Source organism: Streptomyces humi (assembly GCF_001005085.2).
In the GTDB taxonomy this organism is placed as follows: Bacteria; Actinomycetota; Actinomycetes; order Streptomycetales; family Streptomycetaceae; genus Streptomyces; species Streptomyces humi.
The window spans coordinates 13,772-34,125 of sequence record NZ_LBMU02000100.1; the positions used below are offsets into that span (position 1 = coordinate 13,772).

21 protein-coding genes and 1 riboswitch are annotated in these 20,354 nt (G+C 73.5%); of the genes, 13 read left to right on the top strand and 8 right to left on the bottom strand.

All coding sequences use genetic code 11. The features are described from left to right. The first annotated feature begins 86 nt into the window (after positions 1-86). Positions 87-719 carry a sulfite oxidase-like oxidoreductase gene (locus tag AAW13_RS38070; RefSeq protein WP_046727432.1) on the top strand — a complete coding sequence of 211 codons (633 nt, stop codon included), beginning with the start codon at positions 87-89 and terminating at the stop codon, positions 717-719. Positions 720-730: 11 nt separating this feature from the next. Here AAW13_RS38070 and AAW13_RS38075 read toward each other — a convergent pair whose 3' ends face one another. Beyond that, a complete protein-coding gene (locus AAW13_RS38075; RefSeq protein WP_046727433.1) occupies positions 731-1,291 on the bottom strand; it encodes a DUF4396 domain-containing protein in 561 nt (186 codons plus the stop codon). Between the two features lie 262 nt (positions 1,292-1,553). Between AAW13_RS38075 and AAW13_RS38080 the strand changes: the two genes are divergently transcribed. The 5 genes from AAW13_RS38080 (at position 1,554) to AAW13_RS38100 (ending at position 6,934) form a co-directional block, all read left to right on the top strand. After that, positions 1,554-2,216, top strand: coding sequence for a Crp/Fnr family transcriptional regulator (locus AAW13_RS38080; RefSeq protein ID WP_240528859.1), 663 nt, complete (start codon positions 1,554-1,556; stop codon positions 2,214-2,216). Between the two features lie 110 nt (positions 2,217-2,326). Then, positions 2,327-3,181, top strand: a complete 855-nt coding sequence (locus tag AAW13_RS38085; protein WP_071659816.1) for a nucleotidyl cyclase domain-containing protein — start codon at positions 2,327-2,329, stop codon at positions 3,179-3,181. Beyond that, positions 3,178-5,370 (top strand): hypothetical protein, encoded by a 2,193-nt coding sequence (locus tag AAW13_RS38090; RefSeq protein ID WP_046734203.1) that lies wholly within the window; start codon positions 3,178-3,180, stop codon positions 5,368-5,370. The genes AAW13_RS38085 and AAW13_RS38090 overlap by 4 nt, the downstream gene beginning before the upstream one ends. Further along, positions 5,367-6,443: a hypothetical protein gene (locus AAW13_RS38095; RefSeq protein ID WP_046734204.1), complete on the top strand. Its 1,077-nt coding sequence runs from the start codon at positions 5,367-5,369 to the stop codon at positions 6,441-6,443. Before AAW13_RS38090 ends, AAW13_RS38095 begins: the two co-directional genes overlap by 4 nt. After that, complete coding sequence (locus AAW13_RS38100) at positions 6,440-6,934, top strand: Pycsar system effector family protein (RefSeq protein ID WP_046734205.1); 495 nt, start codon at positions 6,440-6,442, stop codon at positions 6,932-6,934. The genes AAW13_RS38095 and AAW13_RS38100 overlap by 4 nt, the downstream gene beginning before the upstream one ends. A gap of 18 nt (positions 6,935-6,952) precedes the next feature. Here the strand turns inward: AAW13_RS38100 and AAW13_RS38105 are convergent, their stop codons facing one another. Continuing rightward, complete coding sequence (locus AAW13_RS38105; RefSeq protein WP_046734206.1) at positions 6,953-7,855, bottom strand: deoxyribonuclease IV; 903 nt, start codon at positions 7,853-7,855, stop codon at positions 6,953-6,955. Positions 7,856-7,889: 34 nt separating this feature from the next. Next, positions 7,890-9,809 (bottom strand): Stk1 family PASTA domain-containing Ser/Thr kinase, encoded by a 1,920-nt coding sequence (gene pknB, locus AAW13_RS38110; protein WP_046734207.1) that lies wholly within the window; start codon positions 9,807-9,809, stop codon positions 7,890-7,892. Positions 9,810-9,950: 141 nt separating this feature from the next. On the opposite strand from pknB, the gene AAW13_RS38115 reads away from it, so the two are divergent. Next, entirely contained in the window at positions 9,951-10,433 is a 483-nt protein-coding gene (locus AAW13_RS38115) for a MarR family winged helix-turn-helix transcriptional regulator (RefSeq protein ID WP_046734208.1), read from the top strand. Then, a complete protein-coding gene (locus tag AAW13_RS38120; RefSeq protein WP_046734209.1) occupies positions 10,430-10,870 on the top strand; it encodes a winged helix DNA-binding protein in 441 nt (146 codons plus the stop codon). The genes AAW13_RS38115 and AAW13_RS38120 overlap by 4 nt, the downstream gene beginning before the upstream one ends. A 373-nt stretch (positions 10,871-11,243) precedes the next feature. Here AAW13_RS38120 and AAW13_RS38125 read toward each other — a convergent pair whose 3' ends face one another. The 3 genes from AAW13_RS38125 to thiO all read right to left on the bottom strand — a co-directional run bounded on the left by AAW13_RS38125 (position 11,244) and on the right by thiO (position 13,410). Further along, on the bottom strand, positions 11,244-12,038 hold the full coding sequence (locus tag AAW13_RS38125) for a thiazole synthase (protein WP_046734210.1): 795 nt from the start codon (positions 12,036-12,038) through the stop codon (positions 11,244-11,246). Positions 12,039-12,043: 5 nt separating this feature from the next. Next, complete coding sequence (thiS, locus tag AAW13_RS38130) at positions 12,044-12,244, bottom strand: sulfur carrier protein ThiS (RefSeq protein ID WP_046734211.1); 201 nt, start codon at positions 12,242-12,244, stop codon at positions 12,044-12,046. Continuing rightward, positions 12,241-13,410 carry a glycine oxidase ThiO gene (gene thiO, locus AAW13_RS38135; protein WP_046734212.1) on the bottom strand — a complete coding sequence of 390 codons (1,170 nt, stop codon included), beginning with the start codon at positions 13,408-13,410 and terminating at the stop codon, positions 12,241-12,243. The genes thiS and thiO overlap by 4 nt, the downstream gene beginning before the upstream one ends. Then, positions 13,408-13,520: riboswitch (TPP riboswitch) on the bottom strand. It overlaps the preceding gene by 3 nt. 128 nt (positions 13,521-13,648) lie before the next feature. Between thiO and AAW13_RS38140 the strand changes: the two genes are divergently transcribed. From AAW13_RS38140 to AAW13_RS38160, 5 genes are all read left to right on the top strand, one after another. Beyond that, positions 13,649-14,887, top strand: coding sequence for an NAD(P)/FAD-dependent oxidoreductase (locus AAW13_RS38140; RefSeq protein WP_206306349.1), 1,239 nt, complete (start codon positions 13,649-13,651; stop codon positions 14,885-14,887). Between the two features lie 92 nt (positions 14,888-14,979). Beyond that, entirely contained in the window at positions 14,980-15,345 is a 366-nt protein-coding gene (locus AAW13_RS38145; protein ID WP_046734214.1) for an Rv2175c family DNA-binding protein, read from the top strand. 34 nt (positions 15,346-15,379) lie between these two features. Further along, entirely contained in the window at positions 15,380-16,027 is a 648-nt protein-coding gene (gene thiE, locus AAW13_RS38150) for a thiamine phosphate synthase (RefSeq protein WP_046734215.1), read from the top strand. Positions 16,028-16,146: 119 nt separating this feature from the next. Continuing rightward, complete coding sequence (gene metF, locus AAW13_RS38155; RefSeq protein ID WP_046734216.1) at positions 16,147-17,070, top strand: methylenetetrahydrofolate reductase [NAD(P)H]; 924 nt, start codon at positions 16,147-16,149, stop codon at positions 17,068-17,070. Between the two features lie 56 nt (positions 17,071-17,126). Beyond that, a complete protein-coding gene (locus tag AAW13_RS38160) occupies positions 17,127-18,128 on the top strand; it encodes an SCO2102 family sporulation regulator (protein WP_046734217.1) in 1,002 nt (333 codons plus the stop codon). Positions 18,129-18,138: 10 nt separating this feature from the next. On the opposite strand, the gene AAW13_RS38165 is transcribed toward AAW13_RS38160, so the two are convergent. Together AAW13_RS38165 and AAW13_RS38170 are read right to left on the bottom strand one after the other, a co-directional pair. Then, on the bottom strand, positions 18,139-19,665 hold the full coding sequence (locus AAW13_RS38165) for a phytoene desaturase family protein (RefSeq protein ID WP_206306350.1): 1,527 nt from the start codon (positions 19,663-19,665) through the stop codon (positions 18,139-18,141). 47 nt (positions 19,666-19,712) lie between these two features. Beyond that, positions 19,713-20,327, bottom strand: coding sequence for a DUF4126 domain-containing protein (locus tag AAW13_RS38170; RefSeq protein ID WP_046734219.1), 615 nt, complete (start codon positions 20,325-20,327; stop codon positions 19,713-19,715). Between the last annotated feature and the right edge of the window lie 27 nt (positions 20,328-20,354).

A 20,354-nucleotide genomic window follows, 5' to 3' on the forward strand; every position in this document is an offset into this window, starting at 1 on the left:
GCTTGGCGTCAGTTGGACCTTTTGGTGATCTCTGCGGTGGTCTGCCTGGTCGGGTGCACCGCCCGTGGTCTGTCAGGATGGAAGGCATGGGTCATCCGGTGGAGCACGCGTCCAGAGGAGCCGCAGGGTCCGAGCTTCCGCCGGGACAGCGGCTCCAGCGCGGCTGGCCGGTCACCCACTACGGTCCGGTGCCCAAGTTCCGGCCCGAGCGCTGGGAGTTCAGGGTCTTCGGCGCCACCGCCGACGGGGACGCGCACACCTGGAACCATGAGCGGTTCACCGCCCTGCCGTACACCACCGTGGTCGCCGACCTGCACTGCGTGACGAAGTTCAGCATGCTCGGCGCCGAGTGGGGCGGAATCCCGGCACGGACCGTCCTGGAGCTCGCGCCGCCCGCCTCCGAGGTCACCCATGTGATGGTCTGGGCGGAGTACGGCTTCAGCTCCAACCTGCGCCTGGCGGACTTCGCCGCCGAGCGCACGCTCTTCGCCACCCACAAGGACGGCGAACTCCTCACCGCCGAGCACGGCTTCCCGGTCCGCCTGGTCGTGCCCCAGCTGTACGCCTGGAAGGGCCCCAAGTGGGTCCGCGGCATCGAGTACATGACCGCCGACCGCCGGGGCTTCTGGGAGGAGCGCGGCTATCACAACATCGGCGACCCCTGGAAGGAACAGCGCTACTCCTACCAGGAGGGACCGGGGGACGGCCCCGGGGTCTGAGCCGGAACGCCTCAGTGGTGGTACTGGTGCACCACCGCGTGCCCCATGCCCCGCCCGATGGTCCACTTGTTGACCGGCGTGGTCACCACGAACGCCAGCACGAGCGAGACGGCCAGCGAGATCCAGAACAGCGCGTCGCCCAGCTGGGCGTCCATCGCGGCCGGCCAGACCAGGATCGTGCCGTTGTCGATCAGTTCCATCACGGCGATCGAGACGGTGTCCGCCGCCAGCGCCACCCGCACCGCGGTACGGAGGTCCACGCCCGCCCGCAGCACCCCGCGCATGGTCAGCGAGTAGCCGAAGAGGAACGCCAGCACGATCGCCAGCAACGTGGTCGGCAGGTTCCCCCAGCCGAAGGCCGTGCCGACGACCATGCCGAGCACCTCGCCGACGGCGCACCCGGTGAGGCAGTGCAGGGTGGCCTGCACGGCCGTGGCCCAGGACGCCCCGGCCCCGGCGTGCCCGTGCGCGGCGTGTTCGTGATCGGCGTGGCCGTGGTCGGTGTGGTCGGTGTGGCCGTGGTCGGTGCGGTCGTGGTCGGTGTGGTCGTGAACTGTGTGCTCGTGGTCCATGGCTGACCCCCGGTGTCAGGTGTGGCTCCTGTAGGACGTCAACATGTATACCCCCCTGGGGTATTCCCGTGAAGGCTTCGGGCTCGTTCCGGTAACAGCGAGCACATTCCGTGCCCAGAGCGCTACGCTGAGATCCTTGCCTGGCGGGAGACGCGCCGGGCGAAGACGGATCCGAGGGGCCGTTGAGGTTCCGCTTGTGATCCTGTTCGGGGGCGAGCGGTCGGGGGCGACGGTGGGGCTGTTCGGAGAGCGGCATACCTTCATGGGGGGACTCGGACCGGGGGACCGGGAGGCACTGGCGAGCCTCGGCACCCGGCACGAATACCCCGCGTACGACACGGTCATCACGGAGGGCGACCGCACCACCTTCGCGGTGGTCCTGCTCAGCGGCTGGTGCACGGTGTGGACGCCGACCGAGCGCGGCGGCCGGCTGATCCTGGCACTCCGCCGGGCCGGCGAGGTCGTCGGGGACATGGCCGCGCTCGACGGCCGCCCGCGCAGCGCCTCGGTCAGCACCCTCGGCGAGGTGACCGGCCTGGTCGTACCCGGTGAGCGGTTCCGCCGGTTCCTGGCCTCCCGGCCGCACGCCAACGCGCTGATGACGGTCCAGCTCACCGAGCGGCTGCGCAGCGCGGACCACGAGCGCCGGGCGCTGGCCTCGATGACCGTGCTGCAACGGCTCGCCGAGCGCCTGGTCGAACTCGCCGACCGCGCAGGCCGCCGGGAGAACGAGGCCGTGACCATCCGGCTGCCCCTCGCGCAGCACGAGCTGGCCGCGTCCGTGGGCTCCACCCGGGAGGCCGTCGCCAAGGCCCTGCGCCTGTTACGGGAACAGGGCCTGGTCCGCACCGGCCCCGGCACCTTGGCCGTGGCCGACCTGGACCCGCTCCGCCTGCTCGCCGCCGGACAACCGCACGAGACCTGAACGCACCGAGTCCCGTGCTGTGTAAACGGCTACAGCGACGACCGGCCGGCTCCGCGACCATCGCAGCCAGGCAGCCGGTGGTCCGGCGGGACAGCTGGGAGGAGAAAGCGATGGAGGGGGAAGCCGCGTACGGCTTCATCGTCAACGTGGACGCACAGGGCTCGGGTCTGCTGACCGACACCGAGAAACCCGAGATGCGGCGCAGACTCTACGACGTCACGGGCACCGCCTTCGAGCGGGCCGGCATCCGCCCGCCCCGGCTCTACCAGGAGGACCGCGGCGACGGCATCCTCGGCGTCCTGGCGCCCGACGTCCCGCCCGTCCGGGTGGTGGGGGAGTGGATCGAACACCTCCACCAGAACCTGCGGGAGACCAACCAGCACCTCAGGAAGCCGCTGCGGCTGCGCGTGGGCCTGCACATCGGGCGGGTCACCGCCGACGCCCACGGCCGCTCCGGGCGCGCCGTGGACCTGGCGTGCCGGCTGGCCGACTGCGCCGTCACCAAGGCGGTCCTCCGGGCCGCGGACGGCGCGCCGCTGGTGGTGGCCGCCTCCGACCGCGTGCACGAGGACTTCATCCTGCCCGGCGGACGCTGGGTGGATCCCGGGCACTACCGCCGGCACGACGTGGACCTCAAGGAGGGCCGCACCACCGCCTGGTTCATGGTCCCGGGCCGGTCCGAACCCCCCGAGCCCGAGCCGCGCGCGGAGCGGGAGCAGGCGCCGGACACGGCGGCGGCCGGGCCGGCCGGACCGCTCCCGCCGCACCCGCCCCGGCCGCCGCAGCCCCAGGCCGAGAAGGCCGCCCCCGCCGCCGCGGACGACGCGGCCGCCCCCGCCCCCGCCGCGGACGACGCGGCCGCCGGTGACCGTGTCGTCCAGAACATCCACCAGCACGGCACCGGCCGGATCGTGGTCGGCGGCACCATCGACACCATCAACTTCTCCGACGGCGGTGGCCGGTGAACGCACAGGGCCCGCAGCCGCCCCAGGGCTCCCCGAAACCACAGCAACAGCAGCAGCCGAAGCCGGAACCGGACAAGCCGCAGGGCGCCGAGCCCGCCGCCGCACCCGAGCCGGAGAAGGCCGACGTCATCGGCGGCCCGGCCGCCGACCCGCTCGGCGAGGAGGCACTGCCCGGCGCCGCGGCCGCCGCCTCCCGCGTCTACCGCTCGACCGTCAGCCAGTACGGATCCGGCACCCTGGTCAGCTCCGGCTCCGTCGGCACCATGAACTTCTACGGCCGGCAGACCACGGAACGCGTGCTCGCCGGCCCCCTCCCGGACGACCAGCTGCGCCGGCTCCGCCAGGTCTTCAAGCAGCCCGCGGAGTACGACGACCACCTCGACCAGCTGAGCACCGGCCGCCTCCTGGTGCTGTTCGGCCAGCCCGGCACCGGCCGCGCCTACACCGCGCTGTCCCTGCTGGACAGGGTGACCGGCGGCCGCGTCTCCCGGCTCGACCCGCGCACCGACCTGGACAAGCTCGACGACGACCAGATCAGCGGGGGCCACGGCTACGCCCTGGAACCAGGCGCCGCACTGCCCGACGAGACGGGCCTCGACCGGCTCTGCCAACTGCTCGGCAGGAAGGACGCCTACGCGGTCCTGCTCGCCACCCCCGAACCCGGTGACGTGCTCTCCCGCAGCGCCCGCTACTACCGCGTCCACACCCCGGCCGCCCAGACCGCCGTACTCGAAGGCCACCTCGCCCTCGAACTCGACGGCGCCGGGCCCGACTACGAACGCGCCCGGGCGACCGCCCTGGACCCCGACGTCCTCGCGGCGCGCGGCCTGAACGACCTGCGGCCCGCGGAGGCGGCGCACTTCGCCACCCTGCTGGCCCAGCACACCCGGGGCAAGCTCAGCCACGACGAACTCATGGACGAATGCCGGAAGTTCGCCGAGAACCAGGCAGCCGAGTGGTTCGCCGGCGGACTCCGCTCCGAGACCCCGGAGCGGCTGCGGGACGCGGCCTACCGGATCGCCGTCGCCGTCCTCGACGGGGCCTCGCTCAGCGCCGTCGCCGAGGCCGCCGAGGTGCTCGCCTGGGAACTGGCCGTCACCGTCGACCCCGAGGCCACCCCCGGCCGCCCGCTGTTCAGCGACGGCGTCGACGCCCGGCTGGTCTCCGCCCGCGCGGTCGCCGAACTGGGCACCGAGGAGGTCGGCACCGAGGAGGTGCCGGTGCGCACCGTGCGGTTCGCCGGCGAGGCGCTCGCCCCGGCCGTCCTCGGCCACCTGTGGCAGCACCGGCACAACGCGCGCGGACCCGTGCTGCGCTGGCTGGCCGGACTCTGCGAGGACGGCCGGCCGCAGGTCTGGGTCCGGGCCGCCGTGGCCGCCGGGCACCTGTGCCGCCTCGACCTCTCCCACACCGTCCACGAACTGGTCCAGCCCATGGCCCGGTCCGAGCGGGCGCCCCGCCGACTGTTCGCCGCGACCGTCCTCGACGTCGCCCTCGGCTCGCCGGAGGTCGGCACCGCCATCCGCGCCCTGGTCGCCTCCTGGGCCCGGTACGGCGACGAGGAACTGCGCTGGACCGCGGGCGCGGTGCTCGGCCGGGGCCGGGCCACCGGCACCGTCCGCGACTCCCTCGACCTGCTCGGCGGCATCGGCGTCCGGGACGAGGGCAAGCTGCGGTCCGCGGCGTCCGTCCAGGTCGCCCACTTCGCCGGCGCCCACCCCGAGGCCCAGACCCTGCGCCGGATCCGCGCCTGGCTCTCCGACGAACGCCGGCCCCAGCAGGACCTCGGCCTCCAGTCCACCGTCTACCTCGCCGGCCTGCCCGCCAGCGACCTGTGGAACCTGCACGAGGACCTGGAGGGCCACGGCGACTGGCCGCTGATGCTCGCCCTCGCCGAGGTACGGCCCGCCCTCGCCCCGGAGCTCGCCGGGCTGCTGTGGACGGCGTTGCAGACCCCTCGGTCGTACGAGGCGGCCGTCGAGACCGTGTCCGACTGGCTGCGCCGCTCGGCCGACCAGCCCTGGGCCGGCCGGCTGGAGCGGTTCCTGCCGCTCCTCGTGCACGGCCACGACGACCGCAACCGGCTGCTGTCCCTCATCAAGGAACTCACCGAAGACCCCGACCAACCACTGAACGAACAGCAGGTCCGCCGCCTGTGGGGGGCGGTCCAGGGAGCGAGTACACCATGACGTACAACCAGTGGCCGCCGCAGGACCAGGAGTTCGTCCTCCCGCACGACCTCAGAGGCCCCTTCGTCCGCGAGTTCGCCCCGCAGGCCGCCTACCGGCACCGCAACAGCCAGGTGGCGTCGGTGCTGTACTACAAGAACGGCGGGCACAGCGTCATCACGGTGCGCGGCGCCGAGCACTTCAACAAGCCGCTGATGGGCAAGCCCACCTCGGTGTGCTGGATCGCCCGCGGCCAGCACCAGGTCTCCTTCCAGCTGGAGCTGCCCACCTACGGCGACCGGTCCCGGTTCCGGGCGGGCGCGGACGTCAACTGGGAGGTGCACGACTTCTACCTCGCCGCCGAGAAGCGCGTGGTCGACGTGGAGCGCATGCTGCGCCCCTCGCTGGAGGCACGGCTGCGCGGACTCAGCCGCCGCTACAGCCTGGACTCGGCCCAGCAGGTCGACGAGGCCATCCAGGACGAGCTGGCCAGCGGCCGGTGGGGCGACTTCGGCGCCGAACTCGGCCTCGCCACGCAGGTGTTCGTCCGCATCGACCTCGGCCAGGCGGCCGCCGACCACCAGGCCCAGATGGTCGCGGTGGAGAAGGGCTCCATGGTCCAGGAGGCCATCGACACCGTCAACAAGGCGCGGATCGCGGCCAACATCGACGACGCGCAGAAGCTGATCGGCGCGGGCGAGACCGCCCAGTACGCCCACATGATGGCCGCCGACCCGAGCCGTGCCCACGAGATCCTCGGCGTGCTCCAGCAGCAGGCCCGCGAACAGCGCAAGGGCGCCCTGGACTACCTCACCAACCTGATCAACCAGGGCGTGGTGCAGCGCCACCAGATCGACGACCAGGTGCAGGCCCTGATCGAGTACAGCCGTACGGTCTCCACCGGTGTCTTCCCGAACGGCATCCCGCAGGCCCCGACCTCGCTGCCGATACCGCCGATGCCGCCGGCGCCCCCGCTGCTCCCGGCCGACGCGCCGCCGCCGATCCCGCCGGCCCCGCCGGTCTCCCCGACGGACGCCGTCCCCGGAGAGGGGACGGGGGTGGAGGACGACTCCAGCCCCGAGGCGCGCCGATGAACCCGGGCGACCCCGCCGACGCCGCCGCGCACTATGTCGCCGAACGGCTGCTGCTGACCGTGCGCGAGGACCTGGGCAGGGCGGACGTGAAGGCGTCCGTCCTGCTCTCGGGAGCCGTCGCGGTACCGGCGCTGGTGCTCGGCAGAGGGGCACCGGCCGGCGCCTCCGGCCTCGCCCTGGTCTGCCTCGCGGCGGGCGGGGCGCTCTGGGCGGCCGGCACGCTGCTGCTGCTCGCGGTGATCGTGCCCCGCACCCGCACGGTCCGCTCGGCACCCGGCCCGACCTTCTACGCCGACGCGCTGGGCGGTGTCGACCGGGAGGTGCTGCGCGGGGCCGCCGCGGAGGCGGGGGCGGACCGGGTGGGCTGGCTGCTCACCCAGTTCCAGGACGTCAGCGTGATCCTCTCGGCGAAGTACCGGTGGCTGCGCCGCTCGATGGCCCTGCTGGCGGCCGGCCTGCTGCTGGCGGCGGTGCCGCTGGCGGCGGCGTGAGCCCCGGCCCGCCGGACGTCAGCCGTCGCGGAGCCGCTTGAGGCGCTCCACGTCGGCCGCGTGCCCCTCCTTGCCGCCGGGCGTCTCGATGATCAGCGGTACGCCCGCGGTCGCCGGGTGGGTCATCAGGGCGCGGAAGGGGTCCTCGCCGATGTGCCCGGCGCCGATGTTCTCGTGCCGGTCCTTGTGGGCGCCGACGACGTCCTTGGAGTCGTTGGCGTGGACCAGCTTCAGCCGTCCCTCGCCGACGGTGTCCACCAGCAGGTCCAGCGTCTGATGCATGCCGCTCGGCCCGGTCAGGTCGTGCCCGGCGGCGAAGACGTGACAGGTGTCCAGGCAGACGCCCAGCTTCGGATGGGCGTCCAGCGCCTCGAAGTACGGCCCGAAGTCCCAGGTCCGGGAACACAGGGAGGCACCCTGGCCGGCGGTGGACTCCAGGAGCAGGAACGGGTCGTCGTCCGCGGTCAGTTCGTCGAGCAGCGGCAGCAGGTGCGCCCGTACCTGCTTCAGTGCCACGTCCCGGGCCCGCCCGCCGGTCGCGCTCCCGGTGTGCACGACCACCCCGAGCGCGCCGATCTCCCGGCCGCGGCGCAGCGAGTGCCGCAGCGACTCCACTGACCTCTCCACCGTCGCCTCGGTGCCCGAGCCGAAGTTGATCAGGTAGGGAGCGTGCACGTACGCCGGCACCGAATCCTCCGCACAGGCCGCGCGGAACGCCTCGTCCTGCCGGGGGTCGCCCGTCGGGGTCGCCCAGCCGCGCGGGTTGGCGACGAAGACCTGCACGGTCTCCGCCTTCAGTTCACGGGCGTAGGACAGCCCCACGGAGTGCAGGCCGCCGGCGACGGGCACATGACCGCCGACGGGGTTGCGGGCGGGGCCGGACGGCGGGTTCTCGGCGGGACGGGACTGCTGGTTCTTCACCCGTCCAGGGTGGCACGGCGGCGCCCGGCTCCCGTCACCGGATGGTGATGGTGATCGTCGACCCCTTGGGCGCCTGCTCACCGGCGTCCACCGACTGCTTCTTCACGGTGTCGCCGAACAGCCCGAGCAGCCCGCGGTCCTCCTTGACCTCGAAGCCCGACTGCGCCAGCAGCTTCTCCGCGTCCTCGACGGAGGCTCCGACCACGTTCGGCACCTCGACCATCTCCGGGCCCTTGGACAGCGTCAGCGTCACCGTGTCGCCCTCCGCGACCTGGGCGTCGCCCGCCGGGCTCTGCCTGGCGACCTGTCCCTGGTCGTACTCGGAGTTGACCTCGGTCGCGGAGACCGTGACCTTCAGTCCGGCCTCCTGGAGCTCCTGGCGGGCGTCGTCCAGGTCGTCGCCGGTGACGTCCGGGACGTCGACCGGGGAGCCCTTGCTGACGACGAGCGCGATCGCCGTCCCGGCGTGCCGCTTGCTCCCGGCGCCGGGATCCGTGCTGATCACCGACCCCTTGGGCACGTCGTCGCTGAACTCCCGCGTCACCATGCCGGCCGCCAGCCCGTCGGCCCTCAGCAGCGCTCTGGCCCCGGCCAGCGTCCGTCCCTGCACGTCCGGCACGTTCACCGTCTCGGGGCCGTCGGAGATCGTGAGCGTCACCGAGTCGTTGCTGCGGATCCGCCGGCCGGCCGCCGGGTCGGTGCTGATCACCGTGCCCCGCTTCACCGTGTCGCTGTAGGCGTGCTCGACCGCCTTGACGTCGAGCCCGGCGTCCTTCAGCCGTGCGGTGGCCTGCGCCTCGGTCTTCGACAGCAGCGGGGGCACCTTGGTGAACTGACCGGAGTTGATGTACCAGACGCCGGCGCCGACACCGAGGACGAGCAGTACGGCGACGACCAGCGCGATCGGTCCGCGCCGTGAGCGACGGCCCCCGCGCCGCCGCTCCGGCACCGGCTCCGCCTCGAACCGGCTGGTCCGCAGCACGCCGTCGTCCTCGTTGACCGGCAGGGGACGGGGCACGTCCAGCGACCGGGGTATGACACTGGTCCGGTCGTAGGCGATGTCGTGGCCGTCCGCCAGCGCCTGCGGCGGTACGGCGTCCAGCTGCGCGTCGGTGAGCGCGGCCCGGGTCCGGCGCGCCAGGGCGAGCATCGCGACCGCGTCCTGCGGCCGGACCCCGGGGTCGCGGGCGGTCCCGAGGGCGGTCAGCTCGTCCAGCGCGGGCGCGAGACCCGGCACGGCGGCGGACGGGCGCGGCACGTCCTCGTGGAGGTGCTTGTAGAGGACCACCGCGGGCGAGTCCCCGTCGTGCGGTTTCTCCCCGGTGAGCATCTCGTAGAGCACCACACCGCACGCGTACACGTCGACGCGCGGATCGGCGGACCCGTTCTCGACCTGCTCGGGCGCGAGGTAGGCCACGGTCCCGAGCACGGCCCCCGTGGTGCTGGTGACGGAGCCCACGGAGCGCACGAGTCCGAAGTCGGCGACCTTGACCCGGCCGTCGTCCCCTATCAGCACGTTCTCGGGCTTCATGTCCCGGTGCACGAACCCGGCGCGGTGCGCGGCGCCCAGCGCGGCCAGCACCGGCTCCAGGATGTCCAGCGCGGCCCGCGGCTGAAGCGCGCCGCGTTCGCGCAGCACGTCCCGCAGGGTGCAGCCGGCGATGTACTCCATGGCGAGGTACACGTACGTGCCGTCGGTGCCCTGGTCGAAGACCTGCACCACGTTCGGGTGGGCCAGCCGGGCGACCGACTTGGCCTCGCGGATGAACCGCTCGACGAACGAGCCGTCGGCAGCGAGGCCCGGGTGCATCACTTTCAGCGCGAGCACGCGGTCCAGCCGGACGTCCAGGGCCCGGTAGACCGTGGCCATGCCGCCGACGGCGATCCGCGCGTCGACGCGGTACCGGCCGTCGAGCACCTGCCCGACAAGAGGGTCCTGAAGGGTCGTATCCACCCGGCGAGTGTACGAGCCCGCACCACGGGCCCCACCGCTGAGACCGCTTTCGCCCATGGACTGAAGCGGAGCTGTGACGGTCGTCATACCGACCGAACAAAACAGTAGCCATGTACATAGTAGCCATGTACTGTATTTCTCGTGAGTACAGCAGCGGAGAACGCGACGGCCGGATTCCTGGTCTGGCGCCTGTCGATGAAGTGGCGGGTGGCCGTCGACCGGGCGGTCGCACCGCTGGGCCTGACCCATGCCCAGTACGCGCTGGTCGCGTCGTTGTACGGCATGGCGCGCACCGGGGAGCGGCCCAGTCAGCGCGGCCTCGCCGACCACACCGGGCTCGAACCGCTGTACGTCTCGAAACTCGCCCGCGCCCTGGAAACCGCCGGGCTCGTCACCCGCACCCGCGACCCCGGCGACCCGCGGGCCATGCGGCTGACGCTGACCGAGCAGGGCCGCGAGGTCACCGGGCGGGCGATCACGGTCGTCCAAGGCCTCCTGGACCAGCTGCTGGAGCCGCTCGGGGGACAGGACTCCCCGCGCGCGCACCAGTTCACCCGGGAGCTCGTCGCCCTGCTCGACGCACCTCTTGATCCGCACGCCGAGAACGAGAAGGAGCAGCCATGACCACCACCACCGCACCTGCCCTGAACGCCCGCGTCATCGCGTTGGCGCACCACGCCCCGCGGGCCCTCCTGGAGGGCGTGCTGACCCGTTACGGCATCACGTTCCACCAGAGCGTCACGCTCCGGGCCGCCGTGGTCGCCGGTGCCTCCGTCGGCCGTGACGAGCTCGTCGCCGAGGTCACCGGCGCGCTGAAGACCGACGCGTCGGTCGTGCACGGCGTCATCGAGGAGCTGACGGCCGCGGAGCTGCTGGAGGCGCACGAGTCCCGGCTCCAGGTCACGGCCACCGGCCGGGACCTGTACGAGGGCACCTCCGCCGAGAGCGCCGAGATCGCCGCCCGCCTGTACGCCGGCATCCCGACGGAGGACCTGGTGACGGCGGCCCGAGTCCTGACCCTGGTCACGACCCGCGCCAACGCGGAGCTGCCTGGATCCTGAGCCCACCGCCGCTCATTCCCGCCCGAAGCCCACGACCGGCCGACGCCGTTCACCTGCCCGAAGCCCACGACCGGCGGACTGCGCTCGCCCCGCCCGAAGCCCACGACCGGCCGACGCCGTTCACCTGCCCGAAGCCCACGACCGGCGGACTGCGCTCGCCCCGCACACGGCAGGGCTTCCCGGTACGGGCCACCGCTCCGGCCATGCCCTTCCCGGAGCCCACGGCCCGCACCGCCGACACCCCTCCCCACCCGCGCTGTCCGAAGCCCGCGGCCGCCGGCGGCGCTGTGCCCCCACGGGAGAGGTCCGCTTCTTGAGAAGGGGTTTCGGGGGTGCGTGGGTGGGAGACGTCTGGGCGGGAGCGGGCCGGAGGTCAGAACGCGGGGCGCTCCGGGTCCAGCGCCGCCAGGCCCTCCGCAGGAGACGACGCCTCCGCGAAGTGCCGCCGCGGGATCCGCCCCGCCAGCCGGGCCAGCCGCCCCGCCTCCACCCCCGCCCGCATGGCCAGCGCCATCCGCGCGGGATCCTGCGCCCGCGTCACCGCCGACGCCAGCATCACCCCCGCACACCCCAGCTCCATCGCCAGCGCCACGTCCGACGCCGTACCGGCCCCCGCGTCCAGGATCACCGGCACCCGCGCGCGCTCGACGATCAGCTGGAAGTTGTGCGGGTTCCGGATCCCGAGCCCCGACCCGATCGGCGACCCGAGAGGCATCACCGCCGCGCAGCCCACGTCCTCCAGCTTCCGCGCCAGCACCGGATCGTCGTTCGTGTACGGCAGCACCGTGAAGCCGTCGTCGACCAGCGTCTCCGCCGCGTCGAGGAGCTCGACCGGATCGGGGAGCAGGGTCCGTTCGTCGGCGATGACCTCCAGCTTCACCAGCGAGGTCCCCAGCGCCTCCCGCGCCAGCCGGGCCGTCAGCACCGCCTCGCCCGCGGTGAAGCACCCGGCGGTGTTGGGCAGCACCCGGATCCCGAGCCGTTCGAGGACCGACAGCACGGAGCCCCGTACCCCCGGATCCACCCGCCGCATCGCCACCGTGGTCAGCTCGGTACCGGACGCGACCAGCGCCCGCTCCAGCACCTCCAGGCCGGCCGCGCCCCCGGTACCCATGATCAACCGGGAGGAGAAGGTCGTACCCCCGAGGACGAAGGGATCGTCGGCCACGGCGCTCAGCCTCCCTGCACGGCGGTCAGGACTTCCACCCGGTCGCCCTCGGCGAGACCCGTCACCGGCCACTGCGTGCGCGGTACGACGGTCTCGTTGACGGCCGCGGCCACCCCGGAGGGCGCGGCCGTGAGGGACTTCACGAGGGTGTCGAGAGCGGTGCCCGGGGCGATCTCCCGGCGCTCCCCGTTGACGGAGATGTTCATGCGGTCTGCTCCATGAGTGCGTCGGGAACGGTGCCGAATCGCCCCGGCGTGAACGGACGGGCCTCCTCCGGCAGCTCACCGCCGGCCAGCAGCTCCGCCATCACGTCCCCCGTGACCGGCGTGAGCAGCACCCCGTTGCGGTAGTGCCCGGTGGCCAGCAGCAGCCCGTCCACACGGGTCGGCCCGAGCAGCGGCGCGTTGTCGGGGGAGCCGGGGCGCAGCCCGGCCCGGGTCTCCGTCAGCGGCAGCTCGGTGATGCCGGGGACCAGCTCGTGGGCGTCCCGCAGCAGCTCGTAGACACCGCCCGCCGTGACGGTGGTGTCCCAGCCCAGTTCCTCGCTGGTCGCGCCGACCACCAGTTCGCCGTTCTCCCTGGGCACCAGGTAGACGTTGCCGCCGCGCACCACGGCCCGCACCGTCCGGCTGAGGAACGGCGCGTACCGCGGGGGCACGGTCAGCCGCAGCACCTGACCCTTCACCGGCCGCACCGGCGGCAGCACGTCGTCGGGGACGCCCGCCAGCCGCCCGCTCAGGCTGCCGGCCGCGAGCACCACCTGCCCGGCGCCCAGTTCCTCGCCCGCACGCGTGACGGCACCGGTGGCCCGTTCCCGTACCACCGTCAGCCGCTCTGCCCAGTCGCGGTGGAAGACCACCCCGGCCCGTTCGCACGCGGTGACCAGGGCGGCCGCCAGCCGGCGCGGGTCGATCTGGTGGTCGCCGTCCACCCGCAGCCCCCCGCGCACCCCGGGCGCCAGCATCGGCTCCAGGCGCCGGCACTCCCGCCCGGACAGCCACTCGGACTCCAGCCCCGACTCCCGTTGCAGGGTGTGCAGCTCCCGCAGATGGGCACGGTCGTCGGCGTCCAGGGCGACCGCGAGCGTGCCGCAGCGCCGGTAGCCGAGGTCCTGGCCGGTGAGTTCGGTCAGCTCGGCGGCGAAGCCCGGATAGCGGCGGGCGGAGGCCAGGTTGAGCCCCAGCAGGGTCTGCTCGCCGTAGTGCAGTTCGGTGACCGCGGCCAGCATCCCGGCCGCGACCTGCGCGGCCCCGCCGCCCGGCGCGGGATCGGCCACGACGGTGACGAGCCCGCGCTGCGCCGCCCGCCAGGCCGTGACCAGGCCGATGATCCCGCCCCCGATGACGAGGACGTCGGACGTGTGTGAGGACATGGGCGTCCAGCCCCTCCCTTCGCCGGCATGACCCGGATCAGGTTCGTACGGTCGGAGGCCGCCAGCCTCCCTCTCAGCCCGGTGCGTCCGGGCTCCCGCGTGTGCTTGCACGCCACCCTAGCCCGCACCGCTCCGCCCCGGTAGGACGGCCCCGGCGGCCACTGTGGAACAGGTCACCCGGCAGGCCCCCTGACTGACTCCGTGTCAGTTGTCTATCGTTCTTGTCCATGGTGATCAGGTGAGCGGGCAGACGCAGCAACGAGGCACGTCACAGGCGCGGCGGGTGGTCGTCGTCGGCGCGGGCATGGCCGGGGTGCAGACCGCCGTCGCCCTGCGCGAGCGCGGGTACACCGGCACCGTCACCCTGATCGGCGCCGAGCCGCACCAGCCGTACGACCGGCCGCCGCTCTCCAAGGCCGTCCTGCTCGGCAAGGCGGAGGGCTCCGCCTTCGAGGTGGACTTCGACGCCCTCGGCATCGAACTGGCGCTCGGCCGCGACGCGCTCGGCGTGCGCACCGCCGACCACGAGCTGGACACCGAGGCCGGACCGGTGCCGTACGACGTGCTGGTGCTCGCCACCGGCGCCGAACCGGTCCGGTTGCCCGGCACCGAGGGCGTGCCCGGCGTCCACCTGCTGCGCACCCTCGACGACGCCGAGCGGTTGCGGCCGGTGCTCGCCCGGCAGCACGACATCGTGGTGGTCGGCGCAGGCTGGATCGGCGCGGAGTTCGCCACCGCGGCCCGCGAGGCCGGCTGCGCGGTGACCGTCGTCGAGGCCGCCGACCGGCCGCTCGCCGGCGCGCTGCCGGCCGAGGTCGCCGCGCCGATGACCACCTGGTACGCCGACAGCGGCACCGAACTGCGCACCCGCGCGCGCGTGGCGCGCGTCGAACCCGGCGCGGTGGTCCTCGACGACGGCTCGCGGATCCCGGCGGGCGCCGTGGTGGTCGGCATCGGCGCCCGCCCCGCCACCGGCTGGCTGGCCGGCTCCGGCATCGGACTGGGCGCCCAGGGCGACGTGCTCGCCGACGACCACCTGCGCACCGGCGCGCCGGACGTCTACGCGGTCGGCGACTGCGCCTCGTTCCCGTCCGGTCGCTACGGCACCCGCCTGCTGGTCCACCACTGGGACAACGCCCTCCAGGGCCCGCGCACGGTGGCCGCGAACATCCTCGGCGAGTCCGACGCGGTCTACGACCCGGTGCCGTACTTCTGGTCCGAGCAGTTCGGCCGTTTCGTCCAGTACGCGGGCCACCACGCCGGGGCCGACCGCATGATCTGGCGCGGCGACCCGTCGACCCCCGCCTGGAGCGTCTGCTGGCTGCGCGAGACCCGCCTGGTCGCTCTGTTGGCGGTGGGCCGTCCACGCGACCTGGCCCAGGGCCGTCGCCTGATCGAGGCGGCCACCCGAATGGACGCCGAGGCACTGTCGGACCCGGCCCGCCCGTTGAAGAACGCGACCGCGGCGCCCCTCTAGGGGCGCTGGGAACGCTCGGCCGGCCCCCACGGCGCCGCACCCGGACGACCACCCATCGCCCCCCACCCGCCGAAACGCCTACCCTTGACCCCGTGACCGAGATTGACGCAAACATCGATGCTCTCGTCCCCGCCTGGCTCACCCTCCCCGACATCGCTGAAATGATGGACGTCGAGGTGACCCGCGTGCGGCAGCTGGTCAAGGAGGGCCAGCTCATCGCCGTCCGCCGTGGTGAGAACAGGGCGCTGCACGTCCCCGCCGCCTTCATCGACGAGGACAAGGTGGTCAAGGGCCTGGCCGGCACCCTGACACTGCTCCGGGACGACGGCTTCACCGACGAGGAGATGCTGGAGTGGCTCTTCACTCCTGACGAGACCCTGCCCGGCACCCCCGCGCAGGCGCTCAGCGAGAATCGCGGCACGGAGGTGAAGCGCCGCGCCCAGGCGCTCGCCGTCTGAGCCGACCGGCACCGACACCACGGGGGACCCACCGATGACCGACACCGCCCGCGCGCAGCTGGCCGACGCCCGTCTCTACCTGTGCACGGACGCCCGCCGGGAGCAGGGCGACCTCGCCGAGTTCCTGGACGCGGTCCTGGCGGGCGGCGTCGACATCGTGCAGCTGCGCGACAAGGGCATGGAGGCCGCCGAGGAACTGGCGCACCTCGCCGTGTTCGCCGACGCCTGCGCCCGGCACGGCAAGCTGCTCGCGGTCAACGACCGTGCCGACGTGGCCCACGCCGCCGGCGCCGACGTGCTCCACCTGGGCCAGGGCGACCTGCCGGTCCCGGCCGCCCGCGCGATCCTCGGCCCCGACGTCCTCGTCGGCCGCTCCACGCACACCGAGGCGGAGGCCGCCGCGGCCGCCGTCCAGGACGGCGTGGACTACTTCTGCACCGGTCCCTGCTGGCCCACCCCGACCAAGCCCGGCCGCCACGCCCCCGGGCTGGACCTGGTGCGCTCCACGGCGGCCCTGGGCACCGACCGCCCGTGGTTCGCCATCGGCGGCATCGACCTCGGCAACCTCGACCAGGTGCTGGCGGCGGGTGCCCGGCGCGTGGTGGTCGTCCGCGCACTCACCGCGGCCGACGACCCCGGCGCGGCCGCGGCCGAGTTCGCGAAGCGGCTGCGGTCCGCGTGACCGCTCCGGGCGTCCCGGCTGTCCGGAAACATGTCCAGTATCCGGACGCGAGGTCGGCAATTCGGGCAAATGACCCGAGTGTGGTTGGGTGTCCGTCCGCCCCTGACTAACCTGCGGGTATGGCCCTAGGAACCGCGTCAACCAGGACTGATCGCGCACGCACCGTGCGCGACATGCTCGCGAGCGGCAAGACCACGTACTCCTTCGAGTTCTCGGCGCCGAAGACCCCCAAGGGCGAGCGGAACCTGTGGAGCGCGCTCCGGCGGGTCGAGGCGGTGGCGCCCGACTTCGTCTCCGTGACCTACGGCGCCGGCGGTTCCACCCGCGCGGGCACGGTCAAGGAGACCCAGCAGATCGTCGCCGACACCACGCTCACGCCGGTCGCCCACCTGACCGCGGTCGACCACTCGCTCGCCGAACTGCGCAACATCATCGGCCAGTACGCGGACGCCGGGATCCGGAACATGCTCGCGGTGCGCGGCGACCCGCCCGGTGACCCGATGGGCGACTGGGTGGCGCACCCGCAGGGGCTGACCTACGCGGCCGAACTCGTCCGGCTCATCAAGGAGTCCGGGGACTTCTGCGTGGGCGTCGCGGCGTTCCCCGAGATGCACCCGCGGTCCGCCGACTGGGACACCGACGTCCGGCACTTCGTCGACAAGTGCCGCGCGGGCGCCGACTACGCCATCACGCAGATGTTCTTCCAGCCCGAGTCCTACCTTCGCCTTCGCGACCGGGTCGGCGCGGCCGGCTGCGAGACCCCCGTGATTCCGGAAATCCTGCCCGTCACCAGTGTGAAGATGCTGGAACGGCTGCCCAAACTCAGCAATGCGGTCTTCCCGGACGCCCTGAAAGAGCGGATCCTCACAGCGAAAGACGATCCGACGGCGGTACGCTCCATCGGTATCGAATACGCCACGGAGTTCTGCGCCCGGCTGCTGGCCGAGGGAGTGCCCGGACTGCACTTCATCACGCTGAACAACTCCACGGCGACGCTGGAGATCTACGAGAACCTGGGCCTGCACCAACCCCCGCGGGCCTAGACCGGCCGCACCGGAGTACGACACACTGCGTAGCGGTCACTGGAGGAGGGGCGTACATGGGCTGGACGGTCCTCTACGTAGCGTTCGGCATCGTCGCACTGTGGTTGCTCGGCGAGGTACTGCTGCAATACAAGGCGCGGCTGCGCTGGCGGCTGCTGGCCTTCGTCGGCTTCCTCGGGGTCGTCTTCGGTGTGCTGATCCCGTCCGTGATCGTCATCGGTGTGGGCGCTATCGCCTTCGCGGTCGGCCAGACGTACGTCACCCTGTCGTTCCGCCGCGGCTTCGAGGCGGGCTGGGCGGTCAAGCGGCCCGACGCGGACAGTGACGGCGGCGGCCTGCTCAGGCGCCGCCGCGGCGAGCCGGACGAGGACCCGGGCCTGGAGGCCACCGACCCGGACGCGGCCGACGCCGCCTACGCCGGCCAGCAGGCCGGCTACGCCACCGGCAGCACCCCCGCCTACCGCGGCGACGACGACTACGACCGCGACGACGTCTTCACCCCCGGCCCCCGCTCCGGCGAGCCGGCCGCCGCCGAGGCCGGCACGGTCTACGAGCCGCAGCCGATGCCCGACGACACCGGCTCCTACGGCGTCTACCGCGACTCCGGCCACGCCGCGGCCGGCGACCAGCAGGCCGCCTACGCGACCGCGGGCCAGGACCAGGCGTACGCCGCCCAGGGCACCGACCAGAACTACGCCTACGACTACTCCGGGTACGGCCAGCAGCAGTACGGCTACGACGCGAACGGCCAGCAGCAGTACGCCAACTACTCCGACCCGTACATCGGCAACCAGACCTACGGCGGCGCCGGGTACGACACGTCGTACGGCACGCAGCAGTACGACCAGCAGGGCTACGCCCAGGGCCAGTACGGCACCGGCGGCTACGGCGAGACCCCGGCGGGCGGTGTCTGGGTGCCCCAGCAGCGCGCCGACGAGACCTACGGCGGGGAACTCCCGCAGGAGCAGCCGTACCCCTACCAGGGTGACGGACAGGCACAGCAGGGCCAGGGCCAGGGCCACCAGGGCAACGGGTACGACGAGCAGTACCGTTTCTGACGAGCGCGGCTCACTGTGAGCCGCGGAACTCCGGCCCCTCCACGATCAGCCCGGCCACCAGCGCGCCCGACATGCCCGCGTGCGGCAGCCCGCCGCCCGGGTGCGCCCAGTCGCCCACCCGGTACAGGCCCGGCAGCCGGGTGGTGTTGGCCGGGTGCAGGAAACGGCCCCGGCCGGCCGCGAGGGCGGGCGCGGAGACCTCTCCGGCCCCGGACCCGGCCGCGGCGGCACCCGTGACCTGCCCCGGTGCCAGGGTCTCCTGCCACAGCAGCCGCTCCCGCAGCCCCGGCACGGCGGCCTCGCCGGCTTCCAGGAGGAAGTCCGTGCAGGCCCGGACCGTGTCCGCCCGCTCCCAGCCGGCCTCGCCCGACACCACCGCCGACAGCACCACGGACTCGTGATCGCCGTCCGGCCGGAGCGCCGGGTCGTCGGGGCGCAGCACGGTCACGGTGGGGCGCACCAGCCGGTCACCGCCGGGCGCGACCAGCAGGTCCAGCTCGGTCTGCTCGTCCGGCGCGTGCACGACCGTGCGATGCGCGGCACCCGTCGCGCGCGCGCCGCGGAGCGCGAGCAGCACCGTGCAGCGGCTCGGCCGGACCGTCCCGGTGCCGGCCCGTACATCGCCGTCGGCGTCGAGGCGGCACCCCGTCGGCCGGACGAGGGCGTCGAGCCGTACCGGGTCCACCCCGGCCACCACGTGGTCCGCGTCGGCCACGGTGCCGTCGGCCAGTTCCAGTCCCACCGCGTGGCCGTCCTTGGCCCGTACCGCGGTGACCTCGGCGCCGAAGACGAACTCGACCCGGCGCCGTACGCACCGCTCGTACACCGCGCGCGCCAACTCCCGCATGCCACCGCGCACGTACCAGACACCGAAGGCGTGCTCCAGGTAGGGCAGCACGGCGGCGCTCGCCGGCGCGGTCCGGGGGTCGAGGCCGTGCGCGAGGGCGTGGCTGTTCAGCAGGGCCGCCAGCCGTTCGTCGCGCAGCTCCCAGGCGCCGATCTCGGCGAGCGTGGCCGCCCGCCGGGTGCGCAGCAGCTTCTTGTGCGGGACCGACGGGTACGGCTCACGCTCCGCCAGCACCTGCCAGTTCGGCCACAGCGGCTCCTCCAGGAGCGGACGCCGGGTGCGGTCCCAGGCCTCCCGGGCCCGCACCAGGAAGTCGCCCCAGCGCTGCCCGGCGCCGGCGCCCAGGGCCGCGTCCAGGGCGGTGACGACGCCCGCGCGGGACGCGTTCGGGAGCGACACCTCCGTGCCGTCCGCGAAGACGTGCCGGGCCGACGGGTCGACCTGGACCAGTTCGACGCAGTCCTCCAGCGGCTCCTTGCCGGTCTTGACGAACAGGTCGCGGTACACGGCGGGCAGCGGCAGCAGCCCCGGGCCGGTGTCGAAGGCGAACCCGTCGCGCTCGAAGCGGCGCACCGCACCGCCGTACGTCTCCGTACGCTCGTACACCGTCACCCGGTGGCCCGCGACGGCCAGCCGGGCGGCCGCCGCCATGGCGCCCATCCCGGCGCCGATCACCGCAATCCGTCCCATGCCCGCGACCTTATCGACCGCCACCGACAACCCGGTCCGGCGGGCCCTCAGCCCGGTGGCGGGGGCAGCTGCGCGGACAGCCGCCGCTCCTCCCGGCGCTGGGCCCGGCGGCGCCAGAACCGCCGGATCCGGGAGATCAGGAACACCAGCACGATCAGGCCCGTGGCGAGCAGCACCGCCGCGATGACCGCCGCCGCCAGCGGGTGGAACATCGCGAACGAGACGATCCCGGCGACCCCGAGGTCCTCGGCGAGGCTCAGCACGATGTTGCTGAAGGGCTCCGGGGAGGTGTTGACCGCCATCCGGGTCCCGGCCTTGACGGTGTGGCTGGCCAGCGCGGTCGAACCGCCGACCAGCCCGGCCACCACGTCGTTGAGCGAGCCGCTCTGCCCGGCGAGCAGCGCCCCGACCCAGGCACCCGCCACCGGCCGGACCACCGTGTGCACGGAGTCCCACGCCGAGTCGACGTACGGGATCTTGTCCGCGACCGCCTCGCACAGGAAGAGCACGCCCGCGATGATCAGCACCTCGGGCCGCTGCAAGGTCTCGGGCACGTCGTCGCTCAGGCCCGTCGCGCCGAACAGACCGAGCAGCAGCACCACCGCGTACGCGTTGATTCCGCTGGCCCAGCCGCTGGTGAAGACCAAGGGGAGTACCGACACGGACGCGATCGTAGCCAGTCGGCGGCC

Coding starts and splice junctions, on each gene's coding strand:
- AAW13_RS38070 (WP_046727432.1), top strand. CDS start 87: ATGGGTCATCCGGTGGAGCACGCGTCCAGAGGAGCCGCAGGGTCCGAG.
- AAW13_RS38075 (WP_046727433.1), bottom strand. CDS start 1,291: ATGGACCACGAGCACACAGTTCACGACCACACCGACCACGACCGCACC.
- AAW13_RS38080 (WP_240528859.1), top strand. CDS start 1,554: ATGGGGGGACTCGGACCGGGGGACCGGGAGGCACTGGCGAGCCTCGGC.
- AAW13_RS38085 (WP_071659816.1), top strand. CDS start 2,327: ATGGAGGGGGAAGCCGCGTACGGCTTCATCGTCAACGTGGACGCACAG.
- AAW13_RS38095 (WP_046734204.1), top strand. CDS start 5,367: ATGACGTACAACCAGTGGCCGCCGCAGGACCAGGAGTTCGTCCTCCCG.
- AAW13_RS38100 (WP_046734205.1), top strand. CDS start 6,440: ATGAACCCGGGCGACCCCGCCGACGCCGCCGCGCACTATGTCGCCGAA.
- AAW13_RS38120 (WP_046734209.1), top strand. CDS start 10,430: ATGACCACCACCACCGCACCTGCCCTGAACGCCCGCGTCATCGCGTTG.
- thiS (WP_046734211.1), bottom strand. CDS start 12,244: ATGAACATCTCCGTCAACGGGGAGCGCCGGGAGATCGCCCCGGGCACC.
- thiO (WP_046734212.1), bottom strand. CDS start 13,410: ATGTCCTCACACACGTCCGACGTCCTCGTCATCGGGGGCGGGATCATC.
- thiE (WP_046734215.1), top strand. CDS start 15,380: ATGACCGACACCGCCCGCGCGCAGCTGGCCGACGCCCGTCTCTACCTG.
- metF (WP_046734216.1), top strand. CDS start 16,147: ATGGCCCTAGGAACCGCGTCAACCAGGACTGATCGCGCACGCACCGTG.
- AAW13_RS38160 (WP_046734217.1), top strand. CDS start 17,127: ATGGGCTGGACGGTCCTCTACGTAGCGTTCGGCATCGTCGCACTGTGG.
- AAW13_RS38165 (WP_206306350.1), bottom strand. CDS start 19,665: ATGGGACGGATTGCGGTGATCGGCGCCGGGATGGGCGCCATGGCGGCG.